Origin of the sequence: Paenibacillus sp. FSL H7-0350 (assembly GCF_038593195.1) — a bacterium.
GTDB lineage: Bacteria > Bacillota > Bacilli > Paenibacillales > Paenibacillaceae > Paenibacillus_AQ.
In genome coordinates, this window is the sequence record NZ_CP151972.1 from 4,185,650 (window position 1) to 4,210,283 (window position 24,634).

A 24,634-nucleotide genomic window follows, 5' to 3' on the forward strand; every position below is an offset into this window, starting at 1 on the left:
CATCTTCCGCAGCACATCCTATAATTTGTATACTTTAGCCTATATGATAGACCATTGCTGCCGCAAGTTCCAGCGCCAGATGGTGGACGAAGAGCATTAATCCAGCTCCTTCAGGAAATCCTCAATCTGATTCATATAGCCCGGAACTGTGATTTGGCGCGGAGCAAAGAGGCTGACCATGAGCGCCCTTAAGCTGGAGTCCGCTGTCTTTTTGCTCAGCATCGAATGCTCTGCGTCCGGGAAGACCGCTACGGTCAGCAGTTCAGGCTGGATCATCTTGCGGTACACCTGCTCCGTCTCCTGCCAGTCGACATGAATATCCTGCTGGCCCAGCAGCAACAGTACCGGAGAGCGGAACTGCTTAAGATCCTGCTCGGCATCCGACAGGTAATTCTTGCTGACAAACGTCCACCGCTCCTTCGTCATCGGGTCATCTTCCTTCACCGCAGCCAGATAGTCTTCATAGCTCGCCCTCTGCGCCAAAAGCTGCCGAACTTCGTTGTTAGACGCCTTTTCGGCTGCAATTTCCGTCTCCGTTTTTCCTTCCTGCAGCATCTGCTGCCGGGTATGATAGGCACCCTGGCGCAGCCAGTTAATGGCCGGGGAGACCAGAATGCTGAAGGCGAGCGGCTCCTTCCCGGCCAGCTTGGGAATCACCCAGCCTGCCTGACTGGCGCCCCACACCCCGATCCGGTCCGGGTCGATATTCGGCTGCTTCCGGGCCCATGCGATAGCCTCGCGGGCTTCCTCTACCCGGTCATCTATACTCTGATCCAGCCAATTGCCTGCGGAACCGCCAATCCCTCTTTTATCAAGAGACAGGGAGGCATACCCCAGACCGGCTAACCGCTCCCATAGCGGCTTATACCCGTCATCATGCGAGGCATTAATCGGCCCGTCCCCATGAATGAAGAGGACCAGTCCCAGCTTGCCGGAAGATACGGAAGACCCCTTGGGCAACACCAGCGTACCCGTCAGCTCGCCCTCAGGCGACGCAATCTGGATGGCCTGCTCCACCATCGCAAAACGGTTCTGCTGCACAATGTATATCCCCGCACCGCTAAGGAGCAGCACTATAGTTAGCAGAGAGATCCATAGCTTCTTCGTTGTCTTCATTTCTGTATCCGCCTCTCTTCTGAACCATGTATTCCCAGCGCAATTCATTGAACAATAAATATAGGGTATAACGTGTCTCCCGGGCCTCCGTATGGAAGGACCACTTCCCGTATAGCTGACGGACATGCGGATTACCGGCTGATACATGCAAGCTGAGGCGATTCAGTCCCGGTTCCCTATCTACAAGCTTCTGCGCCCATTCTATAAGCAGCCTGCCCACCCCCTTATTCTGGTGATCCGGTTGGACCGCAAGGTCGGTAATGTAACACTCGCCTGCTGCTGGCGTATGGTCTAGTACATAGAGGCCGATCAGCATCCTGATTATGCCCCGTTTGCCTAATAGCTGTGAGGTTCCCGGTAGCGGAGACGACTGCTTGTTCCCCGTATGGTCCGCTTCAGGTGTACACTTAATCGCTATGCTGCCAATTACCTCGCCCTGCTGCACAGCAACCATCCTGTGTGTATAGGGATTAGCAGGGTCATACTGAAGCAGCATTTCGAAGCATTCTGCCAGCTCTGCCTCCTTCAGCCTGATCCGGTGCTGGAATTTCCCCTGAAAAGCTTGAGCAAGCAGCTGCCCGACCGCACGATTATACTTAGCTTCCATGACCTCAATAGTTATTGGCGCTGTACCTGTGGACGCTGTTCTCATACGGAACCGCTCCCTTCCGCAGATATAGCCGGGCCGATACAGGCCCTCAGCTCATAATGCAGCTTGCCCGGAACGAACAGGGAGAGATAAGAGCGTTCAATGACTACCAGCGGGCCCGCGAGAGGAATCGCTTGTGCAGCAGCATGCTCTAGTAATTGACTGATCCACTGCTCCAACTCCTCCTCGCGGGCTACACATTGCAGAGTCAGATACTCCCCTTCCGGCACAATCACCCCGCCCGCCTCCGGCTGCTCCAGACACAAGGTCAGCTCACCTGACTCCTCCAGCACATAATAAATATCCGATTCGAACAGATCTGGTATCCCTGCCGCCTGCTCCGCAAGCAGCGCTGCACTAAGCTTCCTGTGTGAATCCAGCTTCATCACCTGCACAAGACTTGCAGACTTATACTTCACGATCTGAAAGATCTCAGGCGAGGAGCTGTAGCTCTGCTGTTCCTCCAGCATCTTGCGGATGAACTGCCGTAGCTCCTGAAGACGCACCAGCTCTTGTTCAATCCCTTCGAGAGAGTGCTCCAGCAGCCCGCGATGCTGCTCCGGACTATAGCTCATACATTCGTTAATCGACTGAACAGGCACTTCAAGCTTGCGGAGCAGCAGGATATGCGCGAGCTGATACACTTGATCCATACTGTACATTCTGTACTGATTCTCACCGGTATAAGCAGGTTGCAGAACACCCTTCTCTTCAAAATACCGGATCTGGTGGACCGACACATTCATCAGCTTGGCCAGTTCACTAATCGTTATTTCATTTCTCATCCTAATCACTCCCCGGGCTGCAGCTTGGAATATCTCTACGATACACCCTAGGTCTGACCTAAGGTCAAGGAGAGGATTCGAGATCCCGGGCCAGACGGATAAAAGCCTCAATTGCCGGGGAGAGCCACTTCTCCTCATGCCAGAACATTTGGGTGGCAAAGGATACTGCGGTCAAATCCCACGGCAGGGAGATCAGCTCCCCCCGCTTCAATTCTTCGCTTACGGCCATTTCAGGCAGGATGGCGATGCCCATCCCCAGCTTCGCACATTGTTTAATCGCCTCTGCGCTGTGGAACTCCAATTCCGTAATGCCCGCCATTCCCTTCTGCGACAGGCTGCGCTCGAAGAAGCTGCGGTAGGAGCATCCCTGCTCCGTTAACAGGAAGGTCTCGCCGTGAAAATCCTGGATAGCCAGCGCCGGACGCGATGCCAGCGGATGATCGGGGGCAGCCAGGAGGCAGAAGCGTTCCTCCCTTATTTTTTCTCCGCAAAATCCGCTCTCGCCCTTCATCTCATCCAGCATGAAGATCACATCGACATCCCCGTCCCGCAGACTCTGCCTGAGGCTTGGACTCACGAGCGGCAGGAAGATCAGCCGGACCCCGGGGTGGAGCTGCCGGAAGCGTTGCAGCACGGCGGGAAGCCGGTAGGTGCATAACGTCTCATCTGCGCTGATTACGATGGTGCCTGTCAGCTCACCGGGCTGCTTGAGGGCGTGCTGTGCCTCCTCCACCATACACAGGATGTTGTCTGCATAACGCAGGAACGTTTTTCCGGTATCCGTTAACGTCACATTTTTGCCGAGCCGGTCCACCAGCTTCACCCCCAATTCTTCCTCCAGGGCCTTCATTTGCATCGTAACCGTTGAGGGAACATAGTTCTGCGCTTCGGCGGCGCGGGCGAAATTAAGCGTGGAAGCCAGCGTATAGAAGGTTTTAAGTTGGCGCAATTCCATTCGATGTCACTCCTTCGTTCAAAAAAAATGAACGTTCCATTCAGAAACGTTTCTTTGACTTAACCTTAGCAGCATCGTAGAGTGATGACAAGAACGGCGGCCGATTCCGTTATGAATGTACAAGGAGTGGGAGAAATTGAATAACAGATTTACGATATATATTCTGGCACTTGCCGTTTTTCTGATCGGGACGATTGAATACATTATTACCGGTGTGATTGAGATGATTGCCTCAGATCTTGGCGTATCCACCTCCGAAGTGGGGCTGCTGGTGACCGTATTTGCGCTGTCCGCAGCGATTATTGCACCGGTGCTCATTGCACTGACCCTGGGTATGGACCGCAAAAAGCTGCTGCTGACCGCCCTCGGCGTGTTCATTGCCAGCAACGGGCTGATGCTGCTGAAGTTGCCTTATGAAGCTATGCTGGGAATACGGATTATTCAAGGGGCAAGCGGGGGAATCGCAACCGTGGTCGCTATGGCCGTAGCCACCAGACTGGTGGAGAAGGAGCGGAGAGGCAATGCGATTGGCATTATTCTGATGGGACTCAGCAGCTCGCTGGTTCTGGGCGTTCCGGCCGGTACCTTTTTCAGCGAATACTTTGGGTGGAGGGCTCTGTTCATCATCGTCGGGGGGCTAAGCCTTGTTCCGCTGTTCATCATCTCTGCCAAGGTCCCTGCCATAAAAGAAAAAGAAGCCGTCACCCTAAAGATGCAGCTGTCTGTGCTTAAGGATTCCAGAATTGTTACCGCTCTGGCGATCAGCTTATTGTATGTAGGGGGTTACGCTACACTCTTCACTTATATTACCCCTTACCTTCAGGCCGCATCCTCCCTGTCCATCACCGAAATCAGCGGGGTGCTCTTCCTCGCGGGGGTATGCAGCTTCATGGGCTCCAAGTTAGGCGGGCAATTGGCTGATTCCAAGGGATCGAAGTTCACCATAATGACAGGACTTCTGTTACAGGCAACCACGCTCCTCCTGTTCTCACTAACGGGCGTTCATATGATCGTCCTCCTCCTGATCCTGATGCTCTTCATGCTGGGGACCTGGAGTATCTCTCCTGCGCAGCAGCTCCTGCTGGTCACCCTAGTTCCCCGGAACCCGGATATGGCCCTGAGCGTAAATACTTCCTTCATCCAGTTCGGATTCGCGCTGGGATCGGGCTTAGGCGGCTATGTGATCAGCCGTACCTCTGTGCTCCACCTGAACTGGGCGGGCCTCGCCGCTGTAGCCGCAGCTCTGATTCTGGCCTTCCGGCTGTTCAAGACCCATAAGGCTTGATCGCACTTGAAGTACTCAACCAGGGAGAGGAACACAGCAAGACAAAGAGGCTATCCCCAGGGATGGCCTCTTTGCATGTATATAAGAGCTGGCAGGCTGATGGTCAGCTGCACGCTCTCTATTGCTACAGATGGTTGACCGCGGCTGGCGGCTCATGCCCGTCTGTTCCATTCGTCAGGCCCAGCGTGTGCGCTGCGGAAGCATGAATGTCGTTCAATAGCTTCGGGTTAGCAGACAGGGACATGCCGTAGGCAGGAATCATCTGCTTGATCTTCGGCTCCCAGGCCTTGATCTGCTGCGGGAAGCACTTGGTGATTACCTCCAGCATGACAGAGACAGCCGTTGACGCTCCTGGCGAGGCTCCCAGCAATGCAGCGATTGAGCCGTCCGCGCTGCTGATGACTTCCGTTCCGAATTGCAGCATGCCTTTGCCGGCTGCTGTATCCTTAATAATCTGTACCCGCTGGCCCGCCACCACCAGCTCCCAATCCTCACTGTTCGCATCCGGGATGAACTCCCGCAGCGCTTCCATGCGCTGTTCTTTGGACAGCATGACCTGCCCGATCAGATATTTGGTCAATGACAGGTTCTTCGCTCCTGCTGCAAGCATCGTCGTCAGATTATTCGGCTTGACCGAGGTAATCAAATCGAACATGGAGCCGTATTTCAGGAACTTGGGCGAGAACCCGGCAAACGGCCCGAAGAACAGGGATTCCTGCTTATCGATCACCCGGGTATCCAGATGCGGAACAGACATCGGAGGCGCACCCACAGCAGCCTTACCATATACCTTGGCATGGTGCTGGGCTACAATCTCCGGCTTCTTGCAGACCATGAACAGTCCGCTTACCGGGAATCCGCCAATCTTTTTGCCTTCCGGGATGCCGGATTTCTGCAGCAGATGCAGGCTTCCTCCCCCTCCGCCGATGAAGACGAACTTGGCGTTATGACGCTCTGTTACGCCGCTAGCGAGATTCTTCACCTTCAGCTCCCAGGAGCCGTCCTGCGCGCGCTTCAGATCATCCACCTGATGATTGTACCTAATATCGGTGTTACTGCTCTGTAAGTGGTTGAACAGCATACGGGTCAGGGCGCCGAAGTTCACATCCGTTCCCGAGTCAATTTTGGTGGCCGCTATCGGCTGGTCCAGCTTCCGGTTCTTCATCATCAGCGGAATCCATTCCATCAGCCGCCTTGGATCATCGGAGAATTCCATGCCTTGAAACAGCGGACTATTTGAAAGCGCTTCAAATCGCTTTTGTAAAAATGCAACGTCCTTCTGTCCTTCCACAAAGCTCATATGCGGCACAGGTACAATGAAATCCTGCGGATTGTGTATTCGTTTCTGGCTCACCAGATAGGACCAGAATTGCTTGGAGAACTGAAATTCCTCGTTCACCTTAATCGCCTTGCTGATGTCGATCGATCCGTCCGGCTGCTCTGTAGTATAGTTAAGCTCGCAGAGTGAAGAATGCCCCGTTCCCGCATTGTTCCATTCTCCTGAGCTCTCCTCCCCCGCACCCGCACGCCGCTCAAACACGGTTATTTGCCAATCCGGTACTAATTCCTTTAACAGTGAACCAAGTGTTGCACTCATGATTCCAGCACCAATTAAAATAACGTCTGTTTTTGTTTGTTGGTTGCTCATATTATACCGTCCTTCTACCCTACGATTTGCAGGAAGGATGCAGGCACTCCTGCTTAGGCGCCATAGCAAGCCAGCGCGGACCAAGTCACACACCGTTTGGATCAATCCTGATCCTAGTTTATCACTAATGAAACTAAATTTTAAGATTTATCTTAATTTTTATAAACTTTTTAATTAATAATCACGGGCCGCATCGAACCAGCCCTGCGCCACTTCCTCTGTTATAGGCTGCCCGATCTGGTGCTCTGACAGGCTGAGCTGCCATACAGCTTCGCCAAGGTCTTCCCTCTCGGTAGTCTCGATGCCCTTCAGTGAATTGAAGCGCAGGGTGAAGGCGGTAATGGCTGCTTCCGCCTCTTCGAGATTGCGGGCCTCCGCCATAGCTGCTTGCGCAGTATCATAGGCTTCGTTCGCCAGCTTGGCCAGACGCTTCGGCCAGGCCGCGAACGGGCGGCCGTATTCGCTCACCCACCACTCGGGCTTCCTCAGCTGGCTCACGGACGCATACTCATCCCATGGGCGAACCTTGGCCCGCGCCTTCATCTGTTGCCTTAGACGCTTGCCTCCGGCCTCCTCGACATTGTAGGCGATGAAACGGTCCAGCAGCGGCCATGTATCCAGGGAAGGCAGGCCTTCCAGCTCCGGCATGAAACGGAGCTGCAGGCTGGTCAGCCCCGTCAGGCGGGCAAGCGCCTCCAGATCGCAGAAGCTTCCCCACAGGCTGAGCGACTCCAGGTTCGGGAATTGCTCCAGGCCGTCCAGCGAGATGGGCTGGCCCAAGGGCGGGCTATTCAGCGTCAGGTCAGTCACACCCTGCAGCTCCCCCAGATCCGGCAGCCGGTATGGCGCATCGCTCCTGCGCCGGCTCGTGTCCGGTACTAAGGCCAGTGTAGTGGGCAGATGGCCGGAAGCTGAGAAGCGGGTTAGATCGCCGGACAGGCTCAGGTTGTACAGCTTCTCCGGCAGAACCAGGCTCAGCTGTCCATTTGCCAGAGGACCCAGTTTGATACCCAGGGTATAGATATCCGCCCGGCTACCGTCCAAGGATGCACCCTCCGGCAGCACCGGGGTCCAGCTTATAGTCTCAATAGGCCGCCGCTCCGCCCACTCGAGGAACCCCGCATCACCGCCGGTATAACTCAGATAACGCGGCCAGGGGGAGCCTGCGGGCGTGGCGAACGGCTCGAAGACGGACCAGTTCATGCGCTCATCTGCTGCGACCAGCAGCTCCGCTGGTTGCTTCAACTCCTTGGGGCCGATCGATAAGCTGCCCATACCGGGCTTGCGGTCAAGCGTGTGACTGCCGGGTCCCGTCAGATCAAGGACATACCGTCCGGGTTCTGTAATCGGAGCCGGGGGAAGAGCTTGGTTATCTGTGGACATTTGCTTCATCCTTTCTGCTTGATCCTGCCTTTGTTTGCTATACTAACTCAACCATACGGTATCCTGGGGTTCATAGCAACTTTGCCGGCCCTCTATCCTTGATTACATTTGGTCCACAAACCCCCACCCTGACCATTGTAATCGGTTTTTCGATTACATTTCCGCCCATGCCATAACGAGAACAAGCCCGGGCCGTTACCGGCCCGAGCGCTCATTCTCTATTCAGTTGGAGTGCAGTCCCTACATAATCTGCCCTTCATTCGTCCCTGGCTTGTACATACTCTCTGCTTCAATTGGATTCTCTTTGGCTGTCAGATGCTGCGGAGTAATCCGGTACACTTGTACGGGCCCGCCGTACACAGCCGACCGGTATTTCTCGACATGCTGCTTGGACAGAGGGCGGTTATAGTATCCGGGCACATACTTGTTCATCATCTCCTGCAAGACTTGCGTAGCTTCATCCAAATCCGTCAACGGCTCTGCCTGTCCGAAGACCATCACGCTCATATAGGCGGTATCCGTCTTGGCGGGCACGGGGTTCGTGATCGTTCCATACTCCTCACAGACCGTGAAGCATACTTCTGAATTGTCACTCATCACCTGATTGCGTCTTCCATCCCCGGCCCCATGGATATACAGCTTTCCGTCCATCCACACATAGTTCAGCGGCACAACATAGGGGAGATTGCCATCCGCTAATCCCAGAAACCCAATTCTCGCCTGCTTCAAAAACTGTTCAATCCTCGCCTCATCCTTACATTCCCTGACCTTATAACGAACCGGATTCATATCGAACCCTCTCCTTCCCGCGTCCTCCGCGTATACGTTATTCGGTAGTATATCAGCTATTGGACTGTGCTAAAATATCCAAAGAGGACGGTTCCGAGCAATCCATAATGAAGATACGGAACCAAAGCTACGACTAGGAGGGATGACTTATGATGTTCGTCAACCGCAACGACAGGGGCCCGATCTGGCAGCAACTGCTGAATCAGGTGATTCATAATATTACACAAGGTATCTGGGCGCCGGGCGAGCTGCTGCTCCCTTCCCGTGAACTTGCCGAGCAGCTTGGAGTCTCCCGCTCCACGGTGCAGCTCGTCTATGAGGAACTGCTGAGCAGAGGGTATACCGTGACCTCCCGGCGGGGCGGAACACGGGTAAGCGACTGGAACCCGGCCATTGAAGCGGCTCAAGAGGAGTTGATGCCGGAAGGACCCGTTCCTCCTTCCCTTCCCCTGCTGAACTCAGCGGTAGATCAGCTGCAAGACTGGTTCGGAGGCCCTCAGACTCAGGAGGTGGAGATCGATTTCACCCCGCACGAGCCGTATGTGGACAGGACCTTCCAGAACCACTGGCGGCAATCGCTGCTTCACGCCTCCGCCGCAATGGACGTATCGGATTGGTCCTACGGCAATCCCTATGGTCTCCTGCCGCTTAGGGAACAGATTCAGCGTTACTTGCTGCTTGAGCGGGGCATACGGATCGAGCCCGATCAGATTCTGTTGACCTCAGGCGCCCAGCACAGCCTTGACCTGATTGCCCAATCCCTTCTCACAGAAGGAGATACCGTCTCTGTGGAAGATCCCGGCTTCCCTGCGGCCTGGATGGCGATGAATTACCGGCGGATGCACGTAGCCCCTGTCCCGGTAGACAGGCATGGCCTTGTGGTTGACCAGATCCACCCGGAGTCTAAGTTGGTCTTCGTAACCCCATCACACCAGTGCGCCATAGGCTCCGTGATGTCAGAGCCGCGCAGGCAACAATTGCTGTACCAGGCCGTGCAGGAGCAGCTATGGATTATAGAAGACGGCTATGACAGTGAATTCCGCTACCGTGGCGACCCGCTGCCCACGCTCTATAGCCAGGCGCCGAATAATACCCTGTATCTGATGAGCTTCTCCAAAATGATCGCCCCGGCCATCCGCATCTCGGCGATTGTCGGCCCGGCACGGGCCATTGCCCAGTTGGCGCGTGTACAGGAGCTGACCTACCGCCACCTTCCGGTGATGGATCAGCTCACCTTGACCCACTTCATCCAGAAGGGGCATTTCATGCGCCATATGCGCAGAGTCCGCAATGTGTACCGCCGGAGACATGAAGCCATAACCAAGGCTATAACATCCAGCGGTCTAGGCGAGCGGTTCACCCTGAGCGGAGCAGAGACGGGACTGCATGTATTCCTTGAGGCAGAATCAGACTACGACGAGGAAGCCGTGACCCGGTTAGCCCTGGAGCAGGGAATCCGGGTATATCCGCTTGCCCATTACTGCCTTCAGAGCCGCAGGAAGGGATGGGTGCTGGGATTCGCCAAGGTGGATGAGGCCTTGATTGAGCAGGGGATTCACCGGCTGGCTGGGCTGGTGTTATAAATCCTTCGTAAGGGTCCCGGATGATCGGCTACCCCTGCGCCCAAACTGCACATAATAGACCATGCTCACCGCAATAACCAGAACAGCAAGCACCAAGAGAATATTACTAAACACAAAGGCACAGCTTGTCCTATTCCAATAGCGTGGTAACGCCCAGTGCAGCAAATAGGAGCAAGCCCAGCCCCAGCAGAATGCCTCCCATCAGCGAATACCGTACCTCCCGCTGGAACGATGCGGTGCCTGGGCCTCCAGGTGCCGGCGGACCGGGCTGGGCTACCACGCCCTCCAGACGGGTACGCCTGCCCGTGCGCCGCCGTTGATAGCCAATAATGAGTAGTACAATCCCCAGCAGACTTAAGAAGCTGCCAGGGTAGACGAATGTCATCCACAGGTTGTCCATAGTACACCTCCCTGTTCGTGATCTTGATCTATACTTAACCAAGACACGGTACGCCAAACAGGGAGATGCCGCCAGGCTAGAAGCAGGTGAACGAGCTAACCCGGTTCAAATCAACGCCGTAGTATCCCCAGAAGAAGCCGTTCCATCTGAAGCCCGCCACCGAACTTCTGCCCACGAATACCGGGTAGAACCAGAACTGCTCACCATTATTCAGCCAGATATAGGTGTTGCGGAACAGGCATCCTCTGATGCCTCCGGGGTCAACCGCATAAGCCGTGACCGCCGGTGCTTGCGGCACGAATTGCGGCGGTGGCGCTGTCGGTGCCGCTACTCCTCCCGGCGCACCCCCGGGCGTCCCCGGAAATCCTCCGGGCCCTCCGCCTGGAATCCCTGGAACCCCCGGCCCTCCCGGCAAGCCTGGTCCACCCGGAAATCCCGGTATCCCCGGAAATCCTCCGCCGCCTCCCGGCACTGGTATAAATCCCATATCTATCATCCTCTCCGTTTCATTAGGCATAATCATCATATGCATTCGCGGAGAAGATGACTGGGCGGATGCCCAGCTGCAGTGGGCTTTTAACAGCATCCCGCCTATCGGAGGGTAATCGGCACTACAGCTCCTTTTTTACGCGGCCATAATAATCCGATAACTCGAACTCCTTGAGCGGAATATACCCCTGCCCTGTAAGAACAGCCCTGCGTGCTGCCGCAGCGTGGATGGCCTTGGTCATTATCCATTCCACACCGAATTCAGTGTAGAAATGCTCCTGCACCAGCTCCAGGACAGCGTTCAGCACCTCTTCCTGCTCATATACGCTCATCACATCTATGCGCAATACGCCATGCACCCCATAGCCGGGAGCCTCCCCGCGGTTAAACATCTCCACACTTCCGATGATCTCGTTAGTAGGGTTCCAGATGATCGTCATGCGGACAAACTGTTCCGTGTCATAGCTATACCTCCAGAAATCAAGCGCCTGCTTCATCCGCTCCGCTGTTGGATAGTAGAACGTATCGCCATTGCAATTATCCGCGTTGAACAAGGGCACCGCTTTCTGATCTGCGTAACAGTTAAGCAGACCTGGAGCATCCTCCTCCAGCACCGGCCGCAGGGTAATTTGTTCATTTCGAAATACCGGACAATGCTTATAGATGGTGTACATAGCCATCTTCCTCCTCCTCATGAATCATCAGACTATATCGTAAGAGCGGAACTCACCAATGAACTCCTCCAGCCAGTCTTCCGTATAATCCAGCGCACCGCTGTCACTGATGAACTCGACATCCAGTCCCATCACCCACAAGCGGCGGGCCATCATAAACAGATCAATTACAGATTCATCTTGTTCAGAAAAGTCTCTCACCGAGCGGTAGCCCGACATTAATGCCTGCCACAGCGGTTCCTTCTTCTCGTGCGGCAGACGTTTTCTGTGCCGGACCTGGGCCAAGTCGTAGGCCCGCCAACCCGGAGCCGCCCATTCAAAATCATAATGCGTGAACGTATCTCCCTCCTGGAAGGCATTGTTATTCCCGTGCAAATCTCCGTGGCAGATGCCCCAGTCCAGGCCCGGACTAGCAGCGTTGATCCGCTCCGTTAATGCACCGGCGAACTCGCGCAGATACGCAGCAGAGCGGTGTCCCTCACCGAGATAATCCACAATAAGCTCCAGCGGCTGGGAGATCAGAGCGCGGGTATCCAGATCCGGTCTAGGCAAATCTAAGGAGACCCTGTCCATGGCAGCGTGCAATTCAGCAGCAGATTTCCCGAAGGAAATACACGATTCCTCATCATGCAGCACGTTCTCCGTGCCTGTCAGATAGCTGTAAATCACGGCAACTCTCGGGCCCTCCGGCGCATCGATGACCGTATATAAGCTGCTGTTCTTTTGAGGGAGGGGAACGGAAACCTTTGTATTTACTGCGCTCAGTTGGTGTTCCAGCTGTGTCAGGAGGGACAATTCATAGACAACATCACTTTCAGCTATCGATTGGCGGTAGATCCGAAGAATATAAGTGCCTCTGCCGGTACGGATTCTGTAAGTATCATTCAAGCCGCGTAACCAGAACAGGCAATCCTTCCAATCTCCAAGGTCATACAGAGAACTCAGGCAATATTCCAAATACTTTGGATCTAGAACGGAACGCATGGCCTTCGGTTTAGGATACATTTAGCTCTCCCCTAGCTTGCTGCTCCAGCCGGACAACGGTCTCCTCGAACGTTTTGACCGGGCTGTAGCCCAGCTCGTTTTTTATTTTGCCGCAACTATACGCCGTTCTTATAGGGTCTCCGCCCGGTATGACGAACTTCTTGTTCAGGGCAAGACCGATACGCATCGTAAAATCTTTTTCCGGGTAATTCCCGTCAATTGCGTTATAGCACTGGTTCCCGGCCGCAGGCTGCGTCGCTGCCAGTACACACATCTCTGCCAGGTTGTCCGCATGCACCCAAGGCGTTAAGTCCTCTGGATGAATCCAGTCCACTTCCCCTGAATCAGCAAGCTTAGCGATCAGTCTGTCGCCCCAGTGCGAGTTGGATTCGGAGCAGATTACTCCAGGACGCAGGATCACACTGGTTAAACCGTTAGCCATTGCAGCCTGCACGATTCGTTCCGATTCACATTTGGTTGAAATATATACCTCCCCGTGGCCGAAGGCAAGGCTGCTTGCCTCATCCAGCTCCACCTCTCCATCAAAATGACCATAGACCGATACCGTAGAAATATGCACGAAGCGCTCTACTCCCGCAGCTACAGCACCGTGGGCCAGACTCTGGACCCCTTGAACATTGGACGCTTCGGCAATCGCCCGATCCTCCCCCAGATACGCCGCAGCGTGAATGATAACGTTCACATTTTGAAGTGCGTCCTTGATGGCCGCTCTATCGGTCAAGTCTCCGATGACGGGTGTAATGCCGAGCTCTTCACATAGCGCGATCTGGTCCCTATTTCGGATAAGCCCTTTAACCTCTGCTCCCTCGCTAACACATCTTCTGGCAATTTTATCTCCTGCCGTGCCCGTAACACCTGTAACGAGAACGGCTTTATCACGAAGTCTCATGGAGAACCTCCTTTAGTAAATACTATTTTTTATCGCCTTCTTATCTATTTTGCCTACGGATGTTCTGGCAAGTGAGTGAGTAATCACTAAGCGGGTAGGCAGCTTATATTCGGCTATCGATTGACCGCAGAATTGTTGCAAGTCCTCTAGAGCGAGTGTCTGCTTATGCTTAAGTACAACTACTGCTGTGACTTCTTCACCTTCATCCGGCAAGGGGGTTCCTATAACAGCAGCCTCAAGAATAGAGGGGTGTGCGCTTATTACCTGTTCCACTTCAGCACAGTAGACATTAGAAGCCCCTACTATAATCATATCTTTCTTCCGGTCCACAATGTATAAATAACCGTCTGCATCCAGTCTGCCGAGATCACCCGTATAGAGCCACCCATCTCGGATGGTCCTGCCTGTCTCTTCCGGATTGTTCCAGTAGCCAAGCATAATTTGTTCACTTCGGCATATGATCTCGCCAACGTCTCCTTGTTCTACTTCTTGCCCTGAGTCATCAACTATACTAACCTCAAACGGCTTCTGGCCCCAGCGGTTCATATGGGATGGATTTCCGACCGATTGCAGCCGATGCAGCTTCCCTTCTGTAAGGCACTCTTGTACGGATAAGAAGCTGATAAATTGGCCGCTCTCCGTCTGTGAATACACCTCTGATAACTGCGCGTTAGGGAATACTTCAAGAGCTTGATACAAGGTCTTCTCACTGATAGGAGCACCTCCACAGGATATGCCTGCCACGAATCCGGCTTCTCTGGAATGGTTGCCTGCCAAGGCAGTGATATCCCTGAATAAAAGTCCGACTGTTCCCAGGAACCTGATTTGCTCACGCTCAATAATGTCTATGACCTCGTTAGCCTGCAGCGGATAGGAGTCCGGATAAATGAGACAGCCCCCTTCAAAAAGAGTTGTCCAAAGGATAAATTGTCCGGTAAGATGGGCTTGATTAGGAACAAGCGATTTCTTGGCCGGATTATGCCCTCCGCCTCTTGCAGGGTTCATGAAAGCCCATTTTCTGATCGTACGATGAGAGTGCATCACTCCCTTGGAGCGTCCCGTTGTACCCCCGGTATAAATAAGAAGAGCGACATCATCCGGCTCTGCTATATACCATTCTGTTAGTGGAGAGGAGGCCGCAATTAAATCTTCTAAAGACAGGCCGCCGTTGACCGGCTTGAACGTGATAGTACAAGCTATACTGGGCGCTGAAAGAGAAGAGGCTATTCCCGGATGATCCGCATCGTACACGATAGCTGTTGGGGCAGCATCTTCAAGGATCTGATTCATCTCTGCAGGAGCCAAACCTGGAAAAACCGTAACTGGAATGGCACCTATAGCAATTACGGCACATTCTGCAATCACAAGATATGGGCAAGGTTCACCTGCAAGCGCCACCCGTTCACCGGGTCCTACTCCCAAATCCTTCAGACCTCCCGCCACACAGCTCACCTGATGCAGTAATTGTTGATAGGTCAGATACTCATTTCTATACTTTGTAGCATAGTGATCTGGCTGTAACCGGGCCACATGAGGCAATATTTCTGAAAGAAGCATACGTATACCCTCCAAGAATGTTTGTCCTGCTATTTGCTGATCACAGGGGCCTTTACAAAGACCGATTTTAGGCGGGGAACATCCGCTCAGCCAAAATAATCATCCGACTGCAGCAGCTTGAGCAGATAGGGTCTGCCCGCCCACATTGCTTAGGAATTTCAGGGTGGCCGGGGCGATTCGCTTGAACTTGAACATCGCCTCTAGCGCTTTGGTCTGCAGCTTCTCATCTGGGGTGTTCCGATACAGCTGAATAAGCGTATTCTCGTCACCCGGCAGCGGGCTGCCAAACCATGCGTTGTCATAATCCAGAATAATCTCATCCAGCCAGCGCTCGTACCAGTCCAGGAAGTTGTCTTCATAGACGAAGAAAAAAGGACGATCCGGATAAAAATCGGAGGTGTACACCACTCTCCCCCGGTGTTCCCCTTCCAGCACCAGACACATCTCATATTCGCAGCCCTGGGTGCCGATGCACAGCATTCCGCCAAGCGCCTTGTTTCTGGCCTCCTCGTATTCTTCATCCGAGATGTCCCGCTCGCCCGTCAAAGGCTCCGTCAGGATATTCCATTCCTCTGCGCTCATCCCGGGATGAAGCGCCGCCCGGCCCTGGAGTGCCGGAAGCTCGGTATAGGAGGTGGCTTGTTCAAGCGGATAAATTCCGTAATACGGTCCGGCCCCGCCGTTCCCGATCTCTGTCAGGAACCGGGCGAATGGTTCAGGAAGCTTGATCCCATATTGGGCCTCCCAGTCTGCCAGTTTGCCTGCTGTAAGCTTATCTTCCTGCCTGTATTGATGTGATGAGGACCCAAATTCCGCGAATTCCGCATCCTTGCGAAGGGCCTGCCCCAGCTTTGTCTTGATCCGCTCAAGCTGCGCTGTCTGCTTCTCTATATTCATGATGATCCCTCCTGCAAAAGAATCTGTCTCCTAAAAATGACCAGGCCGATCATCTTCCATCATATCACACCCTGCATATATTCCAGGCCCCTCGTTGACTAGACAAGAATAAGCCCGCCGTCACGGTGAAGTGACAGGCGGGCTTATAACGTTGGAACACTTACTGAACAGCGTTAGACAGCTCTGTGAAAATAACCCCCAGGGCAAATGCGCCCGCATCCGGGTAGCCGATGCTGCGCTCGCCCACCGTCCCGGCCCGGCCCATCCGCGCGACGATAGCTTCTGTGCGTCTGGCCCCCTCAACAGCCGCTTCGGCCGCTCTGGCAAAGGCCTCTTTCAGGGACAGCTTCTGCTCCGCACTGCTCTTCCAGGCTTCAGCACAAGGAATCAGCGCATCGATCAGCGTCTTATCGCCTACAACTGCTCCACGTCCGAAGGAGCGTTCGCCGGTAGCCTGGATGCCCTGAACCGCTGCTTCCAGCATTCCGGCCATCTCCAGCGTATTCAGCGAGGTGCGGCCTGCGGCATATTTGCCTGCTGAACGGAAGGCTGAGCCCCAGATCGGACCGGAGGCTCCGCCGCAATGCTCCATAATGATCAGGGAGCAGGCCTGAAGGAAGCTCCCAATATTCGTGGAATGATGCTGAAGCAGCTCCTTCCATTCCCGCTTCAATTGCTTGAAGCCCTTGGCGACGCTCATCCCGAAATCTCCATCACCTGCATGGGCGTCCAGCTCACAGAAGGGAGCCTCATTCGCGATAATAATCTCGCTCATCTTATCCACCAGATAGATGATATTCGTAAGCCGCAGCCGTTCGTCACGGAGGACAGCGAAGCCCGGATCGGTCTCGGCCGTCAGGCTCCACTCAGCCTGAGCCTCCTGCTGCGGAAGAGGGCTGACGTATTGTACCGGCGCAAGGTCGCCCGTTAGCCGGAGCGCCGGAGTATCGCAAGGCTCAGCAAGCCATCTGCGCAGCTCATCATCCAGCTTCATCAGGCTGATGGAAGCACCGGCCATATCTATGCTGGTCATATAGTTGCCCACAAGAGATTGGCGGATGATGATCCCCCGTTCTCCCAGACTACGGATTACGGAGTGATTGAGCAGGTACAGCTCCTGCAGAGGCGTTGCGCCGAAGCCGTTGACCAGCACCACTACCTCTCCGCCGTCCGGCTGATCCAGGTTCAGACTGGCCAGCAGGGCAGTGATCATACGTTCCGCCAGCTCATCGGCGCTAAGCAGCTTTTCTCTGCGGATGCCCGGCTCCCCATGAATGCCGACCCCATACTCCATCTCATCCTCCTGAAGCTGGAAGGTAGGCGTACCCTTGGCCGGAACCGTGCATGAGGTAAAAGCAAAACCAAGACTGCGCACATGCTCTGCCGCATGCTGCGCGGCCTGCTTCACCTCTGCCAGCGGCAGTCCGGCCTCGGCAGCCGCCCCGGCAACCTTATGCACCAGAATCGTGCCCGCAACCCCTCTGCGCCCCACCGTATACAGGCTGTCTTCTACTGCAATATCATCATCTACCTTCACATAGTCCACATCGAGGCCATCCTCAGCCGCCAGATAAGCTGCATTCTGGAAGTTCATTATATCACCGCTGTAATTCTTGATGATCAGCAGCGCGCCCTTGTGGCCGGTATGGTTGCGAATCGCCTGATAGACCTGAATCTGTGACGGGGAGGCGAAGACATCGCCGCAGACTGCGGCATCCAGCATTCCCGGTCCGACCAGCCCGGCATGCGCCGGCTCATGGCCGCTGCCCCCGCCGCTGATCAGCGTTACCTTGTCAGGATTCGGCGCAGACCTGGAGATAATTTTGTATTTGCTGTCGAATGTCAGCTGCGGATGAGCCATCACCAGTCCGCTGCACATCTCACGGACGAGGTCCGACGGGTCGTTGATTATCTTTTTCATACGCGCTGCTCCTTGCTCTTCTTGAAGGCTTCGCCCAGCTTGTCAGCAACAGCAATGGCAGCGGCAACCGCTTCAGCGGTAACCGGGAACGGCATCGAATGAATCGACTCCTCCGGGATACACGCCTTGCGGGCCACTTCCATCAGCTCCTCATGGGAGATGGAAGCGACACCAATATCAGCCAGGCATACGGGAAGCCCCACAGAGTGGCAGAAGGACAGCACCTGATCGATCTCTGCCTGCTGCGCATTCTCCAGAACGAGCTGTGCAATCGTGCTGAAGGCCACCTTTTCGCCATGATAATAATGATGAGTGCCTTCAAGCGCCGTCAGGCCGTTATGGATAGCATGTGCGGCAGCCAGGCCGCTGCTCTCGAACCCGAGCCCCGACAGCAGGATGTTGGTTTCAATAATATTCTCCAGCGCCGGTGTCACCACGTTCTGATCGCAAGCCAGCTTGGCCTTGGCGCCATCCTCCAGCAGTGTATCGTAGCATAAGCGGGCAAGGGCCAGCGCGGCTTTGGTGCCTTTGGCCTCCGTAATCACGCCTGCATGCACTCCGCAAGGAAGCCCCGCATTGACATTCGAATAGGATGCCGCAGTAGCTCTGGCCTCGAAGTAGGTGGAGAGGGCGTCGCCCATCCCGGATACCAGGAAGCGGGTAGGAGCCTGCGCAATAACAGTAGTATCAATCAGCACAACCGATGGGCTGGCTTTGAAGTAAGCATAATCCTCGAAAGCGCCTTCAGAAGTGTAAATAACAGCAGAATGGCTGGTGGGTGCATCGGTGGCCGCAATGGTAGGAACGATAATCAGCGCATCGCCTTCTGCCACACATTTAGCCGTGTCGATCGCTTTGCCGCCGCCAAGACCTATAGTACAAGCACACTTGTGCTCACGGGCCAGCTCCTGTAGTCTGGAAATCTCCTGCCGGGAGCATTCGCCCTGGAAATCCCCCTTCACCAGTGTAATGCCGAATTGACTGCTGGTGGCATCGAGCTTGGCTTGCACACGCTTCACATCATCCGGGTGCGCAATCAGCAGAGCCGATGTGCCGAAAGTACTGACGAAGTATCCCAATTGAAGCAGCTCATCTTCACCTTGTGTGTACTTAGCCGGGCTGATAAAGGTTCTTCTCATTCTTTCATTCCTCCTCGAGTCGTATGTCCCCATTATAGACAACTGGATAGAGGGGCGCATGGGACAAAGCAAACGAATTAATATGCTGCAAAATAGTATTATTATGTTGCCCAGATTCTGAATTATAATTATCCTGTTCTCATTATGACTGTAGATGGAAAGGGTGAGCCGGATGCAATCCAAATTCGACTTGAAGTATATCATTGATTTGGACGAATGGGGCAAGCTTCAGGAATCGTTGTCCCTTGTGACACGCATGGCCATCATTATGGTTGATTATAAAGGCGTGCCGGTTACGGCACATAGCCGCTGTCAGGCCTTCTGCCAGACCGTGCGCAGCGACAAGGAATTCTCAGCCTATTGTCAAAAATGTGACGCGCGCGGAGGTCTGGAGGCTGTGCGGCTGAGCCGGCCCTATATCTACCGCTGCCACTTCGATATTCTCGACATTGCTATACCTATCATTGTCGATAATCAGTACATCGGTGCGCTGATGGCCGGACAGATCCGGCTGGCGGAGGGAAGCGGCCCGAATCTGGAGCAGATTGTATCCCGCCCGCAGCAGGACGCCATGACGGAGGATCGGGCCCGCAAGTACGAACTGCTGCCCGTCATGACCTATGGGGAGGTTGTGGCCACCGCCGATATGCTCTATCATTTGTGCAACTATGTGGTCAAGGAATCGATCCTGAAGCATGAGCTGCTGGAGAGGAACCGGCAGGTTGAGGCCTTGAACCCGCAGGAGTCCAAGCTCCAGCTTGAGCTGCCGCCTCTGCCTGTAGAGCCGCCTTCGGCTCCCAAGACTCCGGTCTCTTCGGGAAGCGCATACAAAACGGAATGCATAAGTCCTACGCTTCAGCCTGCTTTGGACTATATGCTAAGCCACCGGGAGGAGAATTTCTCGCTGAAATCGCTGGCGCAGCTATGCCATATCAGCCCCAGCTACTTCAGCCGCCTGTTCACCAGGGAGATGGGCGAGCATTTCTCCCTATATGTCGCCCGCATGAAGGTCGGGTGGGCGAAGGAGCTGCTGGCAACAACCGATTGGTCAGTCAACGAGATCAGCAATCACTTGAATTTTTGCGATGCCGGCTATTTCATTAAGATCTTCAAGAAATACGAGTCGGCAACTCCCCTGTCCTACCGCGCTTCGCTCATAACCAATCGAATATAATAGATGTAACACTATTCGAGCAGGAGGTTATCTTATGAAGCTGAACGAACATGGTGTGCTCATCATTGAAGAGGATGATATCCACGACATGTACTTTTTTCTGGCCCATGACGGGTTGTCATTCAAGGATTCTTTCGAGATTGGATTGGAAAAGCATAAGATTGAGCTGTACCCCGGCAGCGTATCTGCTATTGTTCCCCCGCAGGCCATGCCCGAGGACTATGGCTACCCGGAAGAAGACCTTCCCCGTATAGTGGAGGGGATTTATTCAGCTGTCCGGGAGTATGATCCGGGCTTCGGGGTGTGGTAACAGAAGACCCGAGACCGTTGGTGTGCCAGGCTTATTGCAAATGCTTTTTACGAATGTCTATTACGGCAGGTTTAGGGCTATTCTTAGGGTGTAAGCTAGTCTAACTGCCCTAAGAACATAGAGTAAGGAGTATGCCTGTTGCCAACTTATCTGGAAATTATCTTACGAACGATCGCCGCTTTTGTCCTCCTTATGGTAACATCGAGAATCCTCGGGAAGCAGACGATCTCCAATATGACCTTCCATGACTTCGTGAGCGGTATTACGCTGGGCTCCATTGCAGCGAATCTGGCGTTTAATAACAAGCTGAGCTATGGGCTCATCGCCGTATCGCTGCTGATCTTCTTCGCCATCTCTTTCCTCGTCTCCAAGGCCGCGCTGGAGAGCCGGACATGGAACCGGTGGGTATCCGGTACGCCAACCGTTATCATTGAGGACGGGACTATTCTTGAGGACAACATGCGAAGCATCCGTTACACCTTAGACTCCCTGGCTCAATCGCTGCGCGAGAAGGATATTTTCAATCTGGAGGAGGTGGAGTACGCTTGCCTGGAAGGCCACGGGAAGCTGTCGGTCAAGAAGAAAAGCGAATATGAGTGGGTGACGCGCAAGGATCTGAAGCTGCACGCTACAGCAGTCCAGTCCTTCCCGGTTGAGCTGATCATGGACGGCAGGATCATTGAAGACAATCTCGCCCACAACGGGTTGACCGCCCAGTGGCTAAATCAGGCGCTTGAGCAGCGGGGCAAGTCCGTAGCCGATGTGTTCTATGCGGTAAGAGGGACGCAGAAGCAGTTATACTTCGATTACTATGAGGATCACATCGACAACCCCATTGATTGACCATTCATTGATGGGAAGCATCAATGATGGAATTCAGTACAATGATCAGCATCGGAAGGTACTACCATAGATTATGATATACAGAAGGTGACACCGCAATGGAAAGTGGAGATTTGAGGATTTTTCAGGCTGTGGCCCGTGAGGGTACGATTACGAGAGCTGCGCAAGCCTTGAACTATGTACAGTCGAATGTGACGAGCCGGATTCAGTTCCTGGAGGCTGAGCTGAAGGTACCGCTGTTTCACCGGTCCAATCGGGGAATGATGTTAACGCCTGCGGGCGAGAACCTGCTGGAATACGCGAATGCTATACTGTTGCTAATGGACGAAGCTGTACAATCGACACAATACTCCGAGCACCCGGCCGGTCCGCTGCGGATTGGCTCTATTGAGACGACGGCGGTCATTCATCTGACATCCATGATCGCCGGCTACCATTCACGCTACCCTGATGTCCATCTGTCGCTCATCACGGGTGAAACGCATGACCTTCTGCACAAGGTGCTTGATCATAAGCTGGATGGTGCCTTCGTATACGGCCCCATAGACCAGCCGGATATCGGGCATATTGTGGCTTACGAGGAGGAGCTGGTGCTAATTGCTGAACCGGGGGAGAGCGAACTCCAAGAACTGCTGCACAAGCCCATGCTGTTCTTCGACGTTGGCTGTACGCACCGGGTTAAAGCGGAGCGCTTCCTGCGTGAGAGCGGGATGCACTCGGTTCAGATCCGGGAATTCGGCACGCTGGAAATGATTCTAAACGGAGTATCTGCCGGACTCGGCGTCTCCCTGCTGCCTAAGTCCTCGATCCGCAAGGCGGAAGAGGCCGGACGAATCACTTCCCACCGCCTCCCCGAAGAATACCGGAAGCTAGAGGTATGGTTGATATACTGCCGCAACGCCATGCTCTCCAGTGCAATGTGTAGGTTTGTGGAGATGGCTGGGCAGGGATAGATCATGGATATACAAGGAGTATTTTCCTTGAACGATACACCCAATACCCTTAAACAAATTATCGGAAAAAACCGTAAAACGATACGACTCAAACAAGGCTTGAGCCAAGAGGACCTTACTCACGAATGTAATGTAGACCGTTCCTATATCTCTATGATCGAGGTCGGCCGCAACGAGCCGTCCATCACCAAAATATTTGAACTTTGCAGAGGTTTAAAGATTACTCCCTCCTATTTCATTAAATTGGTTGAACTTGAGTATGACAGAGACCGGGAGCAGGATTGAAGCAAGAGAATGATAAAAAAGATCAGAACCAAGTTCCTCAGGTTCTGATCTTTCTGCATCTTAGAATCTATCTATTCGAATTCGACATCATCCAGGCCAGGAATTCTCCAAACGAATCGGCTACCTTCTCAACCTCTTCGAATTCAGGCTCACATCCATGAACAATAGCCCCGCTATCCGTTGCAATGGCATAGAAGGAATAACCATCCTCCACAGACATTACGATCGGCAAGTGGTGATCCCACCAGGCTGTGATCTCAGACTGCCAAGCTGAATCACCCGCTGCGGCCTCCAAACTTAGGAGTTCAAATTCATTCCACCGGAATTCGGTTTCCGCACTATGATTGAACTCAGCCTCACCCATAAACCAGGTTTGCTCATCCGGTGCAACGCACGTCTCAACCACCTTTAGAAATTCTAAATACTCATCAGGTAGTCCTGTATATCGGGAAGTAATGCCGCTATCTAAATGTAGCTGAGAACCGGACTTCCTCCTTATCTCCCAGCCCTTCTCCTCCGCCCAAGTCATAAATTCCACAACTTGAGCTTTCCCTTTTCCATTATTCATGTCCAAATGTTACACCTGCCCATCTGCTTAAGAAATGGAAACTCCTAGACTAATATACCATTTCCGCAGGTTTGCTTACATACAACAGGTCATTCCGTTACCTTAATTTGCACTGTTGCATCCATGTCCTCCCACTTCTTACCGTTAGCCACATGATATTCTCTTTCCGTGGTACCGTCTGTTTTGGTATAGCTGATGGCAAAGACCTGGCCTTTTTCGATCAGCATCGGGTATTGGTCATACGTAAGAACATTATCCGTCAGCGGCAGCTTGCTCGCATCTGCATAAGCTCCTTCCAATCGCCAAAACTCCCGGAAGGCGTAATCCTTGAATCCGCTCAAATCACTTTTCCCAAAATACGATGCCGCATACTTTTTGCCCTGCATGGTGATTTCATCCACTCTGAGCGGTTCAATATCCTTTGCCATCCAGCTAATGTCCTCGGAATGCAGGTTGCGGCCGTAGTGCTTCCGTAATTGATTCGCCATACAAGGAACCGCTTGGGTGATACGTTCCATTTCATTGACTCCGGTATGCGCTGCGCCGTAAATGCCCATGATGTTCTCGCTGCCCAGCTTTTCAAATTCACGGATGAAATTCTCCGCCATTTTATTCTCCCGGTATACATTATCATAACTCCTGTAATATATCAGCCCCTGCTGAATGGCCTCGGTAGTTAAGGTGTACATCTCTGATCCGGTGAGGTTGTTGTCCGCAAGATAAGACAAAAACCGCTTACCGGTTTTATCGCGTTGATGCCCAACATCAGTCCCGTGGAAAATAGTATCCGGACACCCGCTTTTTATTTTCTGAAAAAAAGTCTTCGTATAGGGAACGTGACCCGGAGTCCCTTCCCAATCCTGATAAAGCTCCTCCAGAATGTCGTCATTGTCTGACTGCATCCACAGGTTCAAGTATTCGGCAGCATAATAGGACTGCTCCACGAATAGGTGCCTCATTCCCTTGTTGTGGTAATAATCAGACCAAGCTTCGTACTCCTTGTCCATAATCTTGGCTACTCCATGGGATTCGCCATACAGATAAATCTGGCCGGTCGCTTTGGTCGTTAGCGGGGTGGCCACAGGCGTTGCCTGGGCCAGTTGGGCAGGAAGTGCCGATGGACTGGCTGGTTGTGTAGACGGACTTGCTTCCTCGCCCGCTGAGGAGTTGCCGCTGCAAGCTGTCAGGCTGCTGATCAGAAGGATAGCCATTAGGACAAGCAGCAGAGGTCGGCTGCACCTTCTTCGGGCCTCAATCCAAATTGTGAATTGTTTCACATTAAATTCATTCATAACTACGCACCCACCTTTCACAATCATTTCTAAATCTTGAATAAT

25 protein-coding genes are annotated in these 24,634 nt (G+C 53.5%); 7 read left to right on the forward strand and 18 right to left on the reverse strand.

Annotated elements, in window-relative coordinates; translation table 11 throughout:
- Window positions 1-96: 96 nt before the first annotated feature.
- The 4 genes from NYE24_RS19105 to NYE24_RS19120 form a co-directional block, all read right to left on the reverse strand.
- Window positions 97-1,116, reverse strand: coding sequence for an alpha/beta fold hydrolase (locus NYE24_RS19105; RefSeq protein WP_342476417.1), 1,020 nt, complete (start codon window positions 1,114-1,116; stop codon window positions 97-99).
- Complete coding sequence (locus NYE24_RS19110) at window positions 1,061-1,768, reverse strand: GNAT family N-acetyltransferase (RefSeq protein ID WP_342476418.1); 708 nt, start codon at window positions 1,766-1,768, stop codon at window positions 1,061-1,063. Before NYE24_RS19110 ends, NYE24_RS19105 begins: the two co-directional genes overlap by 56 nt.
- Window positions 1,765-2,550 (reverse strand): MerR family transcriptional regulator, encoded by a 786-nt coding sequence (locus NYE24_RS19115; protein ID WP_342476419.1) that lies wholly within the window; start codon window positions 2,548-2,550, stop codon window positions 1,765-1,767. Before NYE24_RS19115 ends, NYE24_RS19110 begins: the two co-directional genes overlap by 4 nt.
- Window positions 2,551-2,614: 64 nt before the next feature.
- Complete coding sequence (locus NYE24_RS19120) at window positions 2,615-3,505, reverse strand: LysR family transcriptional regulator (protein ID WP_342476420.1); 891 nt, start codon at window positions 3,503-3,505, stop codon at window positions 2,615-2,617.
- 136 nt (window positions 3,506-3,641) lie between these two features.
- On the opposite strand from NYE24_RS19120, the gene NYE24_RS19125 reads away from it, so the two are divergent.
- A complete protein-coding gene (locus tag NYE24_RS19125) occupies window positions 3,642-4,790 on the forward strand; it encodes an MFS transporter (protein WP_342476421.1) in 1,149 nt (382 codons plus the stop codon).
- A gap of 124 nt (window positions 4,791-4,914) precedes the next feature.
- Here the strand turns inward: NYE24_RS19125 and NYE24_RS19130 are convergent, their stop codons facing one another.
- The 3 genes from NYE24_RS19130 to NYE24_RS19140 form a co-directional block, all read right to left on the reverse strand.
- Entirely contained in the window at window positions 4,915-6,438 is a 1,524-nt protein-coding gene (locus NYE24_RS19130) for a malate:quinone oxidoreductase (RefSeq protein ID WP_036691554.1), read from the reverse strand.
- A 174-nt stretch (window positions 6,439-6,612) separates the two neighbouring features.
- Window positions 6,613-7,821, reverse strand: coding sequence for a hypothetical protein (locus NYE24_RS19135; protein ID WP_342476422.1), 1,209 nt, complete (start codon window positions 7,819-7,821; stop codon window positions 6,613-6,615).
- Between the two features lie 240 nt (window positions 7,822-8,061).
- The gene (locus tag NYE24_RS19140) at window positions 8,062-8,610 is read right to left on the reverse strand and encodes a pyridoxamine 5'-phosphate oxidase family protein (RefSeq protein ID WP_036691550.1); all 549 of its coding nucleotides are present in this window, start codon (window positions 8,608-8,610) and stop codon (window positions 8,062-8,064) included.
- A 149-nt stretch (window positions 8,611-8,759) separates the two neighbouring features.
- On the opposite strand from NYE24_RS19140, the gene NYE24_RS19145 reads away from it, so the two are divergent.
- On the forward strand, window positions 8,760-10,193 hold the full coding sequence (locus tag NYE24_RS19145) for a PLP-dependent aminotransferase family protein (RefSeq protein WP_342476423.1): 1,434 nt from the start codon (window positions 8,760-8,762) through the stop codon (window positions 10,191-10,193).
- A 130-nt stretch (window positions 10,194-10,323) separates the two neighbouring features.
- Here NYE24_RS19145 and NYE24_RS19150 read toward each other — a convergent pair whose 3' ends face one another.
- The 9 genes from NYE24_RS19150 to NYE24_RS19190 all read right to left on the reverse strand — a co-directional run bounded on the left by NYE24_RS19150 (window position 10,324) and on the right by NYE24_RS19190 (window position 19,164).
- Window positions 10,324-10,593: a hypothetical protein gene (locus NYE24_RS19150; protein WP_036691547.1), complete on the reverse strand. Its 270-nt coding sequence runs from the start codon at window positions 10,591-10,593 to the stop codon at window positions 10,324-10,326.
- 76 nt (window positions 10,594-10,669) lie between these two features.
- Window positions 10,670-11,080, reverse strand: coding sequence for a hypothetical protein (locus NYE24_RS19155; RefSeq protein ID WP_036691545.1), 411 nt, complete (start codon window positions 11,078-11,080; stop codon window positions 10,670-10,672).
- A 124-nt stretch (window positions 11,081-11,204) separates the two neighbouring features.
- On the reverse strand, window positions 11,205-11,762 hold the full coding sequence (locus NYE24_RS19160; RefSeq protein WP_342476424.1) for a GNAT family N-acetyltransferase: 558 nt from the start codon (window positions 11,760-11,762) through the stop codon (window positions 11,205-11,207).
- A gap of 21 nt (window positions 11,763-11,783) precedes the next feature.
- Window positions 11,784-12,761: a phosphotransferase gene (locus tag NYE24_RS19165; RefSeq protein WP_076156269.1), complete on the reverse strand. Its 978-nt coding sequence runs from the start codon at window positions 12,759-12,761 to the stop codon at window positions 11,784-11,786.
- A complete protein-coding gene (locus tag NYE24_RS19170; RefSeq protein WP_342476425.1) occupies window positions 12,751-13,650 on the reverse strand; it encodes an NAD(P)-dependent oxidoreductase in 900 nt (299 codons plus the stop codon). The genes NYE24_RS19165 and NYE24_RS19170 overlap by 11 nt, the downstream gene beginning before the upstream one ends.
- A gap of 12 nt (window positions 13,651-13,662) precedes the next feature.
- Complete coding sequence (locus NYE24_RS19175) at window positions 13,663-15,207, reverse strand: class I adenylate-forming enzyme family protein (protein ID WP_342476426.1); 1,545 nt, start codon at window positions 15,205-15,207, stop codon at window positions 13,663-13,665.
- 99 nt (window positions 15,208-15,306) lie between these two features.
- The gene (locus NYE24_RS19180) at window positions 15,307-16,104 is read right to left on the reverse strand and encodes an SMI1/KNR4 family protein (protein WP_342476427.1); all 798 of its coding nucleotides are present in this window, start codon (window positions 16,102-16,104) and stop codon (window positions 15,307-15,309) included.
- Between the two features lie 160 nt (window positions 16,105-16,264).
- Complete coding sequence (gene dhaK / locus NYE24_RS19185; protein ID WP_076156260.1) at window positions 16,265-18,025, reverse strand: dihydroxyacetone kinase subunit DhaK; 1,761 nt, start codon at window positions 18,023-18,025, stop codon at window positions 16,265-16,267.
- On the reverse strand, window positions 18,022-19,164 hold the full coding sequence (locus NYE24_RS19190) for a glycerol dehydrogenase (RefSeq protein ID WP_036691534.1): 1,143 nt from the start codon (window positions 19,162-19,164) through the stop codon (window positions 18,022-18,024). The genes dhaK and NYE24_RS19190 overlap by 4 nt, the downstream gene beginning before the upstream one ends.
- 172 nt (window positions 19,165-19,336) lie before the next feature.
- Between NYE24_RS19190 and NYE24_RS19195 the strand changes: the two genes are divergently transcribed.
- From NYE24_RS19195 to NYE24_RS19215, 5 genes are all read left to right on the forward strand, one after another.
- On the forward strand, window positions 19,337-20,338 hold the full coding sequence (locus tag NYE24_RS19195) for a PocR ligand-binding domain-containing protein (protein ID WP_036691532.1): 1,002 nt from the start codon (window positions 19,337-19,339) through the stop codon (window positions 20,336-20,338).
- Between the two features lie 34 nt (window positions 20,339-20,372).
- Complete coding sequence (locus tag NYE24_RS19200; RefSeq protein ID WP_342476428.1) at window positions 20,373-20,648, forward strand: hypothetical protein; 276 nt, start codon at window positions 20,373-20,375, stop codon at window positions 20,646-20,648.
- A 138-nt stretch (window positions 20,649-20,786) separates the two neighbouring features.
- A complete protein-coding gene (locus tag NYE24_RS19205) occupies window positions 20,787-21,491 on the forward strand; it encodes a DUF421 domain-containing protein (RefSeq protein WP_342476429.1) in 705 nt (234 codons plus the stop codon).
- A 98-nt stretch (window positions 21,492-21,589) separates the two neighbouring features.
- Window positions 21,590-22,444 carry a LysR family transcriptional regulator gene (locus NYE24_RS19210; RefSeq protein WP_342476430.1) on the forward strand — a complete coding sequence of 285 codons (855 nt, stop codon included), beginning with the start codon at window positions 21,590-21,592 and terminating at the stop codon, window positions 22,442-22,444.
- 27 nt (window positions 22,445-22,471) lie between these two features.
- Complete coding sequence (locus NYE24_RS19215) at window positions 22,472-22,729, forward strand: helix-turn-helix transcriptional regulator (protein ID WP_036691740.1); 258 nt, start codon at window positions 22,472-22,474, stop codon at window positions 22,727-22,729.
- 67 nt (window positions 22,730-22,796) lie between these two features.
- On the opposite strand, the gene NYE24_RS19220 is transcribed toward NYE24_RS19215, so the two are convergent.
- Together NYE24_RS19220 and NYE24_RS19225 are read right to left on the reverse strand one after the other, a co-directional pair.
- Complete coding sequence (locus tag NYE24_RS19220) at window positions 22,797-23,297, reverse strand: SMI1/KNR4 family protein (RefSeq protein ID WP_036691738.1); 501 nt, start codon at window positions 23,295-23,297, stop codon at window positions 22,797-22,799.
- Window positions 23,298-23,386: 89 nt separating this feature from the next.
- Complete coding sequence (locus tag NYE24_RS19225) at window positions 23,387-24,508, reverse strand: hypothetical protein (protein WP_342476431.1); 1,122 nt, start codon at window positions 24,506-24,508, stop codon at window positions 23,387-23,389.
- Window positions 24,509-24,634: the final 126 nt, after the last annotated feature.